This is a genomic window from Myroides indicus (assembly GCF_004364575.1).
Lineage (GTDB): Bacteria > Bacteroidota > Bacteroidia > Flavobacteriales > Flavobacteriaceae > Flavobacterium > Flavobacterium indicum_A.
The window spans coordinates 39,917-53,356 of the sequence record NZ_SOAG01000001.1; the positions used below are offsets into that span (position 1 = coordinate 39,917).

Below are 13,440 nucleotides of genomic sequence, written 5' to 3' on the forward strand. Positions count from 1 at the left end.
TCTTTTTAATACGCTATTAATTCTAAAAGCGCCTCTTCAAATCTGCCTTTTGGCAAATATTGATCCTCTAAAGCTTTCACAAATGGGATAGGTGTTTCTAAACTGGCTACTCGTTTTACCGGTGCATCCAAATATTCAAAACAATTTTCCATAATCATTGCTGATATATCACTTGCAATTCCTCCGAACATTGAATCTTCTTGCAAAATTATAACTTTATTCGTTTTTTTAACCGATTTATAAATAGTTTCTGTATCCAAAGGCTGCAAAGATCTCAAATCTATTAAATCTGCTTTTATTTCCGGATGTTGTTCCAACGTTTCCACAGCCCAATGTACTCCTGCTCCGAAAGAAATAATTGTAACATCTGTTCCCTCTTTTATCAAAGCAGCTTTTCCAAACGGTATCGTGTAATATTCTTTTGGAACATCTTGATAAATGCTTCTGTACAACAACTTGTGTTCAAAGAATATTACAGGATTCGGATCATTTACAGCTGTATTCATCAGTCCTTTTGCATCAACCGGAAAAGCGGGGTAAACTACTTTTAACCCAGGAGTTTTAGTAAACCAAGCTTCATTCGTTTGGGAGTGAAAAGGTCCTGCTTGTGTTCCACCACCACAAGGCATACGAATAATTACATCCGCTTTTTCATTCCATCTGTAATGGATTTTGGCAAGATAATTGACAATCGGATTAAAACCCGTTGAAACAAAATCGCCAAACTGCATTTCCATAATCGCTTTTCCCCCATTGATAGAATATCCCATAGCTGCTGAAACAACAGCACTTTCGCAAATTGGTGTATTGCGTATTCTGTCTTTTCCAAATTGAGAGACAAAACCATCAGTAACTTTAAATGCTCCTCCGTATTCTGCAATATCTTGCCCCATGATTACCAACTCGGGATATCGCTCAAATGACTGTTTTAAGGCAGAAGAGATTGCATCGATTAAACGTATATTTTCTTTTTCTCCTTGCGGAGGAAATTCTTCATAGACGAAAGGTGCATAAACATCGTTTAACTCTTCTTCTAAATCAGCAACAATAGTCGGTTCTTCCTGTACTTTTTTCCAATTAGAATCTATTTCTTTCTTTATATGTTTTCTTATCTCTGCATCTTGTTCTTCCGTTAAAATGCCTTCTGACAATAAAAACTTTTTATAATTTTCAACCGGATCTTTTTTTGCCCACATATCCATCAGCTCCTGTGGAACATATTTAGTTCCACTAGCTTCTTCATGCCCGCGCATTCTGAATGTTTTGAACTCTACCAGTACCGGACGAGGATTTTTACGCATAGACTTTGCTATTTCTCCTATCTTTTGGTAGACTTCTAAAACATTATTGCCATCCAAAATATGGCTTTCCATACCGTATCCTGCCCCTCTTTCGGCAAGATTTTCACATTTATACTGTTCATTTGTAGGGGTAGAAAGCCCGTAACCGTTATTTTCAATAATAAATAAAACAGGTAAATCCCATACAGAAGCGATGTTTAATGCTTCGTGAAAGTCTCCTTCAGAAGTAGCACCTTCTCCGGTAAAAACGGCTGTTATCTTTTTTTCTTTTCGCAATTTATGCGCTAAAGCAATTCCATCTGCTACGCCCAACTGAGGTCCGAGATGAGAAATCATACCCACTATTTTGTACTCTTGAGTACCAAAATGGAAAGATCGCTCTCTCCCCTTAGTAAAGCCATTCGCTTTCCCTTGCCATTGCGAAAAAAGTCGATATAAAGGTACTTCTCTGGTTGTAAAAACACCTAAATTTCGATGCATAGGCAAAATATATTCATCATTTTCTAAAACAGAAGTAACCCCTACTGCAATTGCCTCCTGTCCTATTCCTGAAAACCATTTTGAGACTTTGCCCTGACGAATTAATATCAACATTTTTTCTTCTATCATTCGGGGCTTTAAAAGCTTTTCATAAAGCTCGATAAGTGTTTGCGTATCTAAACTTTCTTTGATGTATTCAATATGTTTCATAATGGATTAAAAAAGTGCCTAAAAGTAACAATAAAACCACTTACGAACAATTAATTCGACAGAGAAAACAAAGACAATTAAATATTTTAGCTTTTTATCTTAGCTCCCGATTTAAGTTTTTATATTTGCACTTAATAATAAATCAGAAAGAGAGTTTATCGAAAGATAAGTAAAAGGGAATCATGTGAAAATCATGAACTGTCGCGCAACTGTAAGTCTTAAAAAGATTTTTATCCTGACAGCCACTGTAATTAATTTATGGGAAGGCGGATAAAAAAGACAAGTCAGGATACCTGCTTTATTTCTTTTGCACAAGCAAATTTGGCAATGCTTTCGCGGTTTGAAGCTTAGTCGGAGATAAAAAATCAGTTAGACTAATTAACGGTCTGAATATATTTTTTATTAAAGATAAATCAAAATAAAACTACAAATGGCTCCTTTCCTTATCTGAATTGTGCTTAATTTAATCAGTCATCACTTTTAAAACACATTTTTATTTTTTTAATTATGGAAGGAGATTTAACAAACAGAGAATTGCGCATTCAAAAAAGAATTAAAGATTCTGAAACCCATGTTTTTAAAGCAGTTTTTCCGGGACAAACCAACCACCACAATACAATGTTCGGAGGTTCTGTTTTATATCTTATGGACGAAATAGCTTTTATGACAGCTACTCGATTTTGCCGTAAACCTATTGTAACCGTATCAAGCGATAAAGTAGATTTTAATCAGCCTATCCCAGCAGGTACGCTAGTTGAATTAACGGGAACTGTTGTAAGAGTAGGTAGGACCAGTTTGGATGTGAGAGTCGATGTTTTTGTTGAAAGTATGTACAGAGACGGAAGAGAAAAAGCGATCACAGGAGCATTTACTTTAGTTGCTATCAATGAAAGCAAAAAGCCTGTTCCTGTATTAAACGATATTGAATATTAAAATATTTTATATTTACCAAAAAGTATTATATATTTGCGTTCGATTTGGATCAACCTCTGACGAAGTCCGTGTATGTTGTTTCGATATTTAATTAAGTTAATATATAATGATGGATTTATTAAAATTCGTACAAGAAGAATTAGTTGCAAAAAAAGATTTCCCTACTTTTAAAGCAGGTGACACAATCACCGTGTATTACGAAATTAAAGAAGGAGAAAAGAAAAGAACTCAGTTTTTTAAAGGAGTAGTAATTCAGCGAAGAGGAACAGGGGCTACAGAAACTTTTACAATCCGTAAAATGTCTGGTAATGTTGGTGTAGAGCGTATTTTCCCTATTAATATGCCTGCTTTAGAAAAAATAGAAGTAAATCAAAGAGGTAAAGTTAGAAGAGCTCGTATTTTCTATTTTAGAGAGCTTACAGGTAAAAAAGCAAAAATAAAAGAAAAAAGAGGTTAATAAATATTTATTTAAATTTATAAAAAAAAACCGAATATTTATTATTAATAAATATTCGGTTTTTTTTATAATAAACTTTTAATTAAAAAAGAGAGATAAATTCTCTCTCTTTTATAAAGACAAGTTATAATATAACTAATCTTCCTCATCTGCAGCAATTTCTAAATCTTTTAATGCATCCAAAGATTCATCTGCCGTATCTACAAAATCATCTTCTTCCTCTTCGTCAAAGTTTTCAATTCTATCTGCTAATTTAGTACTTACCTTTACCAAGTAAATAGTATCTTCAGTTCTTACTTCAACAGCTTCAACAGTTTCATTTTTCATATTTTTAAAACGAATAATATCTGAATCATCATATCCGTCCGGAAATTTTTCCACTAAAAGTGATAAAATTTCATTTGTTAATTTTGCGTAATCAACAATTACTCTTTTCATTCTTCTTTATTACTTTATTTCGGTTTCAAATGTAGTAGCAAAATCGTAATTAACAAATAAAAAAATAATATTTTTATATTTTATATTATGCGTTAATTACCAAGAATATAGGCAAAAATTAAAGGAGCGACTATAGTTGCATCAGACTCTACAATAAATTTTGGAGTATCTATATCCAATTTTCCCCAAGTAATTTTCTCGTTCGGAACGGCACCTGAATAAGATCCATAGGAAGTCGTGGAATCTGAAATCTGGCAGAAATATGACCAGAAAGGCACGTCTTCCCATTCTAAATCCTGATACATCATCGGAACAACACAAATAGGAAAGTCTCCAGAAATACCGCCTCCTATTTGGAAAAAACCAACTCCTTTACCTGCTGAATTAGCACGATACCATTCCGTTAAATAAATCATGTATTCTATTCCTGATTTAACAGTAGAAACCTTTAAATTGCCTTTAATAACATTAGATGTAAAGATATTTCCCGTTGTAGAATCTTCCCATCCTGGGCACACAATAGGAAGGTTTTTTTCTGCTGCAGCTACAATCCAAGAATTTTTCGGGTCTATTTCGTAATATTGTTCTAATACTCCTGAATTTACAACTTGATATAAAAACTCATGAGGAAGATAACGCTCACCTTTTGCTTCTGCAGCATGCCAAACATCTTCTAAATGTTTTTGCAGACGTCTAAAAGCTTCTTCTTCAGGAATACAAGTATCGGTAACTCGATTATAGTGGCTGTCCAATAATTCTTTTTCTTGTTCCGGAGTTAAATCTCTATAGTTAGGAACTCTTTTATAATGAGAATGAGCTACCAAATTCATCACATCTTCTTCAAGGTTAGCTCCTGTACAAGAAATAATATGAACTTTATCCTGACGGATCATCTCTGCTAATGAAATCCCTAATTCAGCAGTACTCATAGCCCCGCCTAAAGAGATTAACATTTTACCACCTTCCAATAAGTGGGTCTCATATCCTTTTGCAGCATCTACTAACGCTGCTGCATTAAAATGTCTGTAATTATGTTCAATAAACTGACTAATAGGTCCTTTATTCATTTTATCTAATCTTTTCTGTTAATATATTTTATTCTGCTTTATCGTTATAACCTAAAATATTTAATACATCTTCCGCTGTTTGCTGTTCAGAGAATAATTCTGTAGCCAATATACCATTTTCGTCTCTGTCTATTAAAATATGGCGCGGTTGAGGGATCAGGCAGTGATGAATTCCTCCAAAACCACCAATTGTATCTTGATATGCTCCAGTATTAAAGAAACCGATATATAAAGGTTTATCTTTGTTGTATTTAGGCAGGTAAATGGCGTTTAAATTTTGCTCTGAATTATAATAATCATCGCTATCACAAGTTAATCCTCCTAATAAAATCCTTTCATAAGTATCATTCCAGCGATTGATTGGCAACATAATAAATTTTTTATTAATTGCCCATGAATCCGGCAGTGTTGTAATAAATGAGGAATCTATCATATTCCACTTTTCTCTATCGTTTTGTTGTTTTTGATATAGAATTTCATAAATAGCTCCCCCGCTTTCTCCAACGGTAAACGAACCGAATTCAGTAAAAATATGAGGTACATCTACTTCTGCATCTGCACAAGCCGTTTTTATCTGATTGATGATCTCATCAACCATATATTGATAATCGTATTCAAATGCTAAAGAATTTTTAATCGGAAACCCTCCTCCTATATTTAAGCTATCTAGCGTAGGACATTCTTTTTTGAGTGCTATATATACTTTTAAGCATTTAAGCAGCTCATTCCAGTAATAGGATGTGTCTCGAATACCGGTATTAATAAAAAAGTGAAGCATTTTCAATTCTACTCCTTTATTTTCGGCAATTTGTTTTTTGTAAAACGGAACAATGTTTTTATATCCGATTCCTAAGCGAGAGGTATAGAATTCAAATTTTGGTTCTTCTTCCGATGCAATTCTTATTCCAATTTTAAATTTTTTAGTTACCTGTGCTTGTAGTAGATCAAGTTCTTCATAATTATCAATGATAGGAATGGTTTTATCATGCCCGTCGTTAATCAGTTGTGCAATATTATCTATGTATTGGGCTCTTTTAAAACCATTGCAAAGAACATAGGTATCTTTATTTATTTTCCCTGATTTAAGAAGTTTTTCCACAATATTTACATCAAAGGCTGAAGATGTTTCAATGTGAATATCATTTTTAAAAGCTTCGTTTAGAACATATGAAAAATGAGAACTCTTAGTACAATAGCAATAGTAATAATTTGCTTTGTACTTATTTTTTTCCATAGCAACTCTAAACAAGTTTTTAGCCTTGTTGATGTTTTCTGTAATTTTTGGTAAATATGTAAATTTGAGAGGTGTTCCGTATTTTTCAACTAAACTCATCAAATCTATGTTGTGAAAATATAAATTATCTTTATTTAGTTTAAACTCTTCTTGAGGAAAATAAAAAGTTTGATTGATTAAATCTGAATATTTTATGTTCATTTGAAAATATCATTTAAAAGTTAAAAAATAGTTTATAAGCAAAGAAAAACGTTTTTTCAAACTCTGATATTAGCAAACATTATGGGTAATTTTTGGCTTATTTTGAATGACTTTATAATTATCTTGATATCCTTGATAATTCTATATATAAAATTTGTTTTAGATTTTTGCCCAAAACATCCAAGATTGTGCCCATACCACATCAAATTTCTAATATATAAAACAACTGTTTTCACGGCGCAAATGTAACAAAATTAAATATCCAAAAACAAATATCTATTCTAATTTATCCTTTATTTTAGATATTCTTTAAATCCTCGAATTACCAAATCTTTACTTATTAAAAAATCGTATTCTGCTTTCCCTTTATTTGATAACAAAACGCTATATATATTTCCGTTATAGTTTTTTTTATCAAACTTAATCCAACTTAATATTTGCTCAATATCGTCAGCTTGTATTTGTACTTTTTCGTATATATTATGAATTGTTTTTTTAATATCTTCATAATCGTCTTTTGAAAAAGAACTTAGCTGTGTTGATATATAAGCCTCAATAACCATTCCAACCGCAACTGCTTCACCATGTAGCAAAGGGTTTTTATTATTTTGCGTCAAAAAATAACTTTCAATGGCATGACCTACAGTATGTCCAAAATTCAAAATTTTTCTCAGCCCTGACTCTTCCGGGTCTTGACTGACTATTTCATTTTTGATATAAACAGAGTGAAATATGAGCAGAGATAAATCTTCAAAATCAATATTAGAAATATCTTTTAAATAATCATAATATGCAGCATCATAAATTAATCCATGCTTTAACATTTCTGCATAACCTGCCCTTATCTGTCTTCCGTTTAATGTCTCGAGATATGATGTATCTACTATAACCATTCTAGGCATTGAAAAGGTTCCTACGCAGTTTTTAATTCCTTCTAAATCTACTCCTGTTTTCCCTCCAACAGAAGCATCAACCATTGCAAGCAGTGTGGTTGGAATATTGATACAGTCAATTCCTCTCATATATACAGAAGCTACAAAACCACCTAAATCACTTACTACTCCTCCACCTACAGTTATCATCACGCTCTTTCGGTCCGCCTCTAACTCAGTCATAGTTTGCAATATTCCCGTAAAGATCTCTAAATTCTTAAATTCCTCTCCTGGTTCTATTTCTATGATCTCAAATAAAATATGAGTAGGTAAGTTAGATAAAAAGTGAGGCAGGCAATGCTCATTACAATTACTATCTGTCAGAATAATAATTTTTGAATATTTTTTTTCATTCAAATATTGTCCCAATACAGCATATCCTTCTATTCCAAAACAGATGTCGTAGTTTGCCGTTTTTATCTTCTTCATTTACTTATATACTTTAGTACAAAGTAAGAGATAATTATTCAAAAAGTAATTAAAAGAGTCATTATATTTGCACAATGATTATTACGTATCAATAATGAATAAATTATTTAATAACACAGAAGTAGCTTTTGCTCTAAAAAATAATAAAGAATTAAAAAGAGCTCGTTTTCTTTTCAAAATGATTAGTAAGCCGAGCTTGGTTAAAATAGGTTCTTCTCTAGCGAATTTTGCTATAAAGACACACTTACCGGTTACAGGATTAATTCGTTCTACCGTTTTCGACCACTTTTGTGGCGGTGTTAGTGAAAATGATTGTCTTCATGTAGTTGATAAAATGTATTCCCAAGGCGGAGTTAGTTCTGTTTTGGACTATTCGGTAGAAGGTAAAGAGACAGAAAAGCAATTTGATGCAGCATTAAATATGACGCTAAAAACGATTGAATTAGCCAAAGAACGCCCTGACGCTATTCCATTTGCTGTATTTAAACCTACCGGATTTGGTCGATTTGTTATGTTTGAGAAAAAAGGCGAAAACAAACTTTTATCGTCAGAAGAAGAAGCTGAATGGGAACGCATACTGTATCGATTTAATGTAGCTTGTAAATTTGCTTACGACAATGATGTTTTATTACTAATAGATGCAGAACACAGTTGGATGCAAGATGCCGCAGATGACATAGTGTTAGATATGATGCGCAAATACAATAAGGAAAAAGCCGTTATTTTTAATACAGCTCAAATGTATCGCTGGGATAGATTACAATATCTTAAAGATTTACATTCTATTGCCATAAGTGAGAATTTTTACATTGGAATGAAAGTAGTCAGAGGTGCTTATATGGAAATAGAGAGAGAAAGGGCAAGTCAAAAAGGTTATAAATCTCCAATATGTATAGACAAAAAAGCTACAGATATTAATTATGATGCAGCCATTACATTTATGATTGAAAATATAGAAACAATGGCTTTATTCGCAGGTACTCATAATGAAAATAGTTCCTATTTAGTAATGGAATTAATGAAAAAACACAATATTTCCCACAATGATAAAAGATTATTTTTTGGACAACTATATGGTATGAGTGATAATATTAGTTTTAATTTAGCTAAAGAAAAATATAATGTAGCCAAATATTTACCTTTCGGCCCTGTCCGCGATGTGATTCCTTATTTAATCCGAAGAGCGGAAGAAAATACTTCAGTAAAAGGTCAAACTAATAGAGAACTGGATCTTATCGAAACAGAGATTAAAAGGAGAAAAGCAAAGTAATAGCTTTGATATTTCAATATAATAAACAAAAGAAGGGGAATCTACTAGTAGATTCCCCTTCTTTTGTTCTAAAAACATTCATTATAAAGAGGTAACAGTAAACAACGAAAACAGAAAATTATTTAGTAGACTTACTGTAGGATTGGGTCGATTTGAAGTCAAAAAATTATTCAAAACTGAATGCAACTATCTTCAAATTGCTCCTGTTACCTTATACTTAATTTAAAGTAAGCCTAAATTAAAGAAAGTAAAATTAGATAAATTTTTATTTATCAACAAATTTTTATAAAAATGATTTTCTAATACTATAACTCAAAATACTCTTTCTTATTGCTTTAGAAAACAGAAAATCTTCTAAAAATAACCTTTTTAACGTATATAAAATAAGCTTATTTATTCTTCTAACTCCTCTTGAGCTTCTTTATGTCTTCTTTCTATTTCTTCTTTGTCTTTTTTAGGCATTGTATCAACCAGTACTGGGGTTGCTAGGAACAATGAAGAATAAGTTCCTACAATAATACCTATCAACATAGCAAAGATAAATCCTCTGATTGAATCTCCTCCAAAAATAAACATAATCAATAATACAAGAATCAATGTCAAAGAGGTATTGATTGTTCTTGATAAAGTTGTATTAACCGAATCATTTACAATCTTATTGAAATCGCCTTTTGTTTTACCGGCAATATATTCACGCACACGGTCAAAAACAATTACAGTATCGTTCATAGAGTAACCGATAACCGTTAGGATTGCTGCAATAAAATGTTGGTCAATTTCCATGTGCCAAGGCATGATTTTGTATGTCAAAGAATAAATTCCTAATACAAAAATAACATCATGGGCAACTGATACAATTGCTCCCAACGAATATTGCCACTTACGGAAGGAGATAACTAAATACACAAATATAGCTGCCATAGAACCTAAAACTGCCCAATATGCATTTTGTTTTACGTCTTTTGCCATACTCGGTCCAATCTTAGAAGCTTGAATAACTCCTAAAGTTTTACCTTCTGTCGCATTTACAAATTGATCGTATGAAATATCTGAAGAATAATAAGGCTTTAATCCTTTGTAAAGTAATTCATTTACTTCCTGATCCACAGCCGCTCCTTCCTCTTCTACTTTGTATTTGGTAGTAATTTTCAATTGCTCTTTATTACCAAACACTTTGGCTTCTACATTAACTCCAAAAACATTTTGCAATTGTTCGCTTACTTCATTAGCTGAAATTTGCTTATCAAATTTCACCTGAAAAGTCCTCCCTCCTACAAAATCAGTTCCTTCATCAAATCCATTGGTAAAAAACGAAATAAAACTAACTACTACAATTACAGCTGACAGCCCGTAAGTGATTTTTTTCACTTTCAAAAAGTCAAAATGGAAGTTAGTAAACCAGTTTTTAGTAATACTTGTTGAGAAAGCTAAACTTCTACCTGCTTTTACATCTCTATCCATAAATATACGTGCAATGAAGATAGATGTAAAAAGTGAAGTTGCAATACCAATTAATAAAGTAGTAGCAAATCCTTTAATTGGTCCTGAACCAAAGGCAAATAAAATTACTCCTGTAAGAATATGTGTTACGTTAGCATCCACAATAGGACGCATAGCACCGTGCCAACTATAGGATTCTTTAATTGTATCTGCTAAACTCATTCCTTTGCGCAAGCATTCTTTTGCCCTTTCAGAAATAATAATATTAGCATCTACAGCGGTTCCCATGGTTAATACGATACCTGCAATTCCTGGTAAAGTCAATACAGCTCCTAAACTTGCTAATACACCAAATAAGAACAACAAGTTGGCTAGCAAAGCAATATTGGCATACCATCCGGCTCTGCCATAATAAAAAGCCATCCATGCTGCAACGATAATTAACCCTGCAATGGCAGACAATGTTCCTGCATCAATTGCTTGTTGTCCCAACGATGGACCAACAATTTCAGATTGAACTATATCCGCTCCTGCGGGCAATTTACCAGCCCGTAATATATTAGCTAAATCTTTTGCGTCAGAAACAGTAAAGTCTCCTGAAATAGAAGATCTTCCTCCCGAAATTGGTCCGCTTGTTACTCCCGGTGCAGAATAAACTACGTTATCTAATACAATAGCAATATTAGATTGTTCTGTATAAGCTTTTCCTGTTAATTCTTCCCAAATTTTGGCGCCCTTCGGACTCATTTGCATTCCTACGACCGGACGTCCAAAATTATCAAACTCATCCTGGGCTCCTGTAACTACACTCCCACTTAATGGGGGAACACCGTCCCGGTTTGTTTTTAAAGCATAAAGTTCTACTATATCCGGAGCTTTTCTACTTGGTTTACCCCATGCAAAACGAGCATATTTCTGATCTGCAGGCAGTAAATTTTTGATATCTTGTCTTTTTAAGAACGTATTTACTTTTGCCGTATCTTTAGTCTGTACATATCCCAAAATAGGGCTTCCCTGATGTCCTCCTCCTACAAATAAACTAAATAATGGTCCAAAATCTTCTGTTTCTGACTTTACCGCTCCAGTAGAATCTCTTTCAACTCCTCCTAAAAGAGCATCAATATCAGATTTTTCAGAATCATTACTTTCTTCTTCAGTATTTTCAGCTACCTCATTAGTTTTGATTGGTTTCTTATCTGCTTTTAATGCTTCGTTAGCAGCAAACAAATAATTTGAAATCTCTTCTGATTTATAAGTTTCCCAAAACTCTAACTGAGCTGTACTTTGCAATAAGTTTTTAATTCGGTCAACATCTTTAGCTCCCGGAAGTTCTACTAAAATACGTCCGGTATCTCCTAACATTTGAATATTAGGTTGTGTTACTCCAAACTTATCAATACGCTCTCTAAAAACGCGATAAGCGCTTTCTATAGACTCTTTCACCTTTCTATCCAACACTGTTTTTACCTGGTTGTCAGACATGTCTATCGTAATCTCGCTTAAATTTCTATTGGCAAAAATTTCAGGGGAAGCTAATTTAATAGCTCCTTTTGATTCTTTGTCAAAAGCTACGTAAAACGCATCGAGATAACTTTGATTTCCCTGTCTCAGAGACTCTGCTTCTGCAAGAGCTTTATTAAAAACAGCATTTTTAGAATTGTTGGCCAAGCCTTTTAAAATGTCTTTGATGGAAATTTGTAATGTTACATTTATTCCCCCTTCCAAGTCTAAACCTTTATTAATTTGTTTAGCTCTTACTTCATTAAAAGTCTGCCCTAAAAAAACCTTTTGGTTACCAATAGAATCCAAGTAATGAAGTTCTTTTTGAGAATCACCATCTGCATAGGCTTTTGCCTGTTTTTCATAGTGACTGGTAACAAAGGTAAATGATAGTTGGTAAATACTTACCAATGCAAAAATAATTGCAAAAAATTTAACGAGTCCTTTGTTCTGCATTATTATTAAAATTAATTATTTATTTTTTTAAAACGAGCAAATATATGATATACACAATCATTAACCAATTGTTTTGATAAGAATATTATCAAAAAAAGAAGTATTTTAAGCTGTTTTTTCTATTATAACTTTTAATTTTCAAGTTAAAATATTTCTTAATTCGCCGTTAGTTTCTCTGATAGATTTAGCACTTAAATCAAATTTTTCTTTTTCAGACTTATTCAATTTTAACTCCACAATTTTTTCAACTCCTTCTTTTCCTATAATGCAGGGCACACCGATACAGATATTTTCTTCTCCGTACTCGCCTTGTAAAAAAACTGAACATGGAATCAGTTTTTTCCGATCATATAAAATACTTTCCACCACATTTGCTATCGCTGCTCCAGGACCATACCAAGCGGAAGTACCCAATAATTTAGTTAAAGTAGCTCCGCCGTTCATTGTTTTATCTATTACTTCTGTTTGTTCTGCTTCGTTCAACAATTCAGTAATAGGAATTCCTCTATAAGAAGCCATACGCATTAAAGGCAGCATTGTTGTATCTCCGTGTCCGCCAATCACCATAGCATCAATATCACTTATTGGTTTTTGAATTTGTTGAGATAAAAAATATTTGAATCTTGCTGAATCCAATGCTCCTCCCATGCCAATCACCTTATTTTTTGACAGACCTGAGGTCATAAATGCTGCTAAAGTCATTGTATCTAAAGGGTTAGTAACAATAATAAATATAGCGTTAGGAGAAATCGTCATGGCATTTTCCATCACAGATTTGACAATACCTGTATTAATTCCTATAAGTTCTTCTCTTGTCATTCCAGGCTTTCTAGGTATTCCAGAAGTCACTACCACCACATCACTATTAACTGTTTTTGAATATTGTTTGGTAACTCCTTTTACTACAGAATCAATACCAAAAACAGAATTCTTTTGCATAATATCCATTGCCTTACCTTCTGCTATTCCTTCTAATATATCCAATAAAACAATTTCATTTGCTATTTGGCGTTGCGCAATAACATCTGCGCAAGTAGCTCCTACATTCCCCGCCCCTATTACAGAAACTTTCATAATCAAATTCTATTTTAT

Annotated in this window: 9 protein-coding genes, 1 pseudogene and 1 riboswitch; of the genes and pseudogenes, 3 read left to right on the forward strand and 7 right to left on the reverse strand. The window is 32.8% G+C overall.

Annotation, left to right across the window (positions count from 1 at the left end; translation table 11 throughout):
• Positions 1-5: 5 nt before the first annotated feature.
• Complete coding sequence (locus tag C8P70_RS00220; protein ID WP_133711336.1) at positions 6-1,991, reverse strand: alpha-ketoacid dehydrogenase subunit alpha/beta; 1,986 nt, start codon at positions 1,989-1,991, stop codon at positions 6-8.
• Between the two features lie 134 nt (positions 1,992-2,125).
• Positions 2,126-2,306, forward strand: a riboswitch (cobalamin riboswitch).
• Between the two features lie 192 nt (positions 2,307-2,498).
• Here C8P70_RS00220 and C8P70_RS00225 point away from each other — a divergent pair.
• Both C8P70_RS00225 and rplS read left to right on the forward strand, forming a co-directional pair.
• The gene (locus tag C8P70_RS00225) at positions 2,499-2,924 is read left to right on the forward strand and encodes an acyl-CoA thioesterase (RefSeq protein WP_133711337.1); all 426 of its coding nucleotides are present in this window, start codon (positions 2,499-2,501) and stop codon (positions 2,922-2,924) included.
• 106 nt (positions 2,925-3,030) lie between these two features.
• Positions 3,031-3,381: a 50S ribosomal protein L19 gene (rplS, locus tag C8P70_RS00230; RefSeq protein WP_133711338.1), complete on the forward strand. Its 351-nt coding sequence runs from the start codon at positions 3,031-3,033 to the stop codon at positions 3,379-3,381.
• Between the two features lie 138 nt (positions 3,382-3,519).
• On the opposite strand, the pseudogene C8P70_RS00235 reads toward rplS, so the two are convergent.
• From C8P70_RS00235 to aroB, 4 genes and pseudogenes are all read right to left on the reverse strand, one after another.
• Positions 3,520-3,819 (reverse strand): annotated as a pseudogene (locus tag C8P70_RS00235) (DNA primase); the annotation flags it as partial.
• 92 nt (positions 3,820-3,911) lie between these two features.
• Positions 3,912-4,886, reverse strand: coding sequence for a deoxyhypusine synthase family protein (locus tag C8P70_RS00240; protein ID WP_133711340.1), 975 nt, complete (start codon positions 4,884-4,886; stop codon positions 3,912-3,914).
• Between the two features lie 28 nt (positions 4,887-4,914).
• Complete coding sequence (locus C8P70_RS00245; protein WP_133711341.1) at positions 4,915-6,321, reverse strand: type III PLP-dependent enzyme domain-containing protein; 1,407 nt, start codon at positions 6,319-6,321, stop codon at positions 4,915-4,917.
• A gap of 293 nt (positions 6,322-6,614) precedes the next feature.
• Complete coding sequence (gene aroB / locus C8P70_RS00250; RefSeq protein ID WP_133711342.1) at positions 6,615-7,682, reverse strand: 3-dehydroquinate synthase; 1,068 nt, start codon at positions 7,680-7,682, stop codon at positions 6,615-6,617.
• A 94-nt stretch (positions 7,683-7,776) separates the two neighbouring features.
• Here aroB and C8P70_RS00255 point away from each other — a divergent pair, with 94 nt between their 5' ends.
• Complete coding sequence (locus C8P70_RS00255; RefSeq protein WP_133711343.1) at positions 7,777-8,952, forward strand: proline dehydrogenase family protein; 1,176 nt, start codon at positions 7,777-7,779, stop codon at positions 8,950-8,952.
• 393 nt (positions 8,953-9,345) lie between these two features.
• Here the strand turns inward: C8P70_RS00255 and secDF are convergent, their stop codons facing one another.
• On the reverse strand, positions 9,346-12,348 hold the full coding sequence (gene secDF / locus C8P70_RS00260) for a protein translocase subunit SecDF (RefSeq protein ID WP_133711344.1): 3,003 nt from the start codon (positions 12,346-12,348) through the stop codon (positions 9,346-9,348).
• A 138-nt stretch (positions 12,349-12,486) separates the two neighbouring features.
• Positions 12,487-13,422: a malate dehydrogenase gene (locus tag C8P70_RS00265; protein ID WP_133711345.1), complete on the reverse strand. Its 936-nt coding sequence runs from the start codon at positions 13,420-13,422 to the stop codon at positions 12,487-12,489.
• Between the last annotated feature and the right edge of the window lie 18 nt (positions 13,423-13,440).

Bases quoted from the DNA above. Each gene is read 5' to 3' on its own strand.
- C8P70_RS00220 (WP_133711336.1), bottom strand. From the start codon at position 1,991: ATGAAACATATTGAATACATCAAAGAAAGTTTAGATACGCAAACACTT.
- C8P70_RS00225 (WP_133711337.1), top strand. From the start codon at position 2,499: ATGGAAGGAGATTTAACAAACAGAGAATTGCGCATTCAAAAAAGAATT.
- rplS (WP_133711338.1), top strand. From the start codon at position 3,031: ATGATGGATTTATTAAAATTCGTACAAGAAGAATTAGTTGCAAAAAAA.
- C8P70_RS00240 (WP_133711340.1), bottom strand. From the start codon at position 4,886: ATGAATAAAGGACCTATTAGTCAGTTTATTGAACATAATTACAGACAT.
- C8P70_RS00245 (WP_133711341.1), bottom strand. From the start codon at position 6,321: ATGAACATAAAATATTCAGATTTAATCAATCAAACTTTTTATTTTCCT.
- aroB (WP_133711342.1), bottom strand. From the start codon at position 7,682: ATGAAGAAGATAAAAACGGCAAACTACGACATCTGTTTTGGAATAGAA.
- C8P70_RS00255 (WP_133711343.1), top strand. From the start codon at position 7,777: ATGAATAAATTATTTAATAACACAGAAGTAGCTTTTGCTCTAAAAAAT.
- secDF (WP_133711344.1), bottom strand. From the start codon at position 12,348: ATGCAGAACAAAGGACTCGTTAAATTTTTTGCAATTATTTTTGCATTG.
- C8P70_RS00265 (WP_133711345.1), bottom strand. From the start codon at position 13,422: ATGAAAGTTTCTGTAATAGGGGCGGGGAATGTAGGAGCTACTTGCGCA.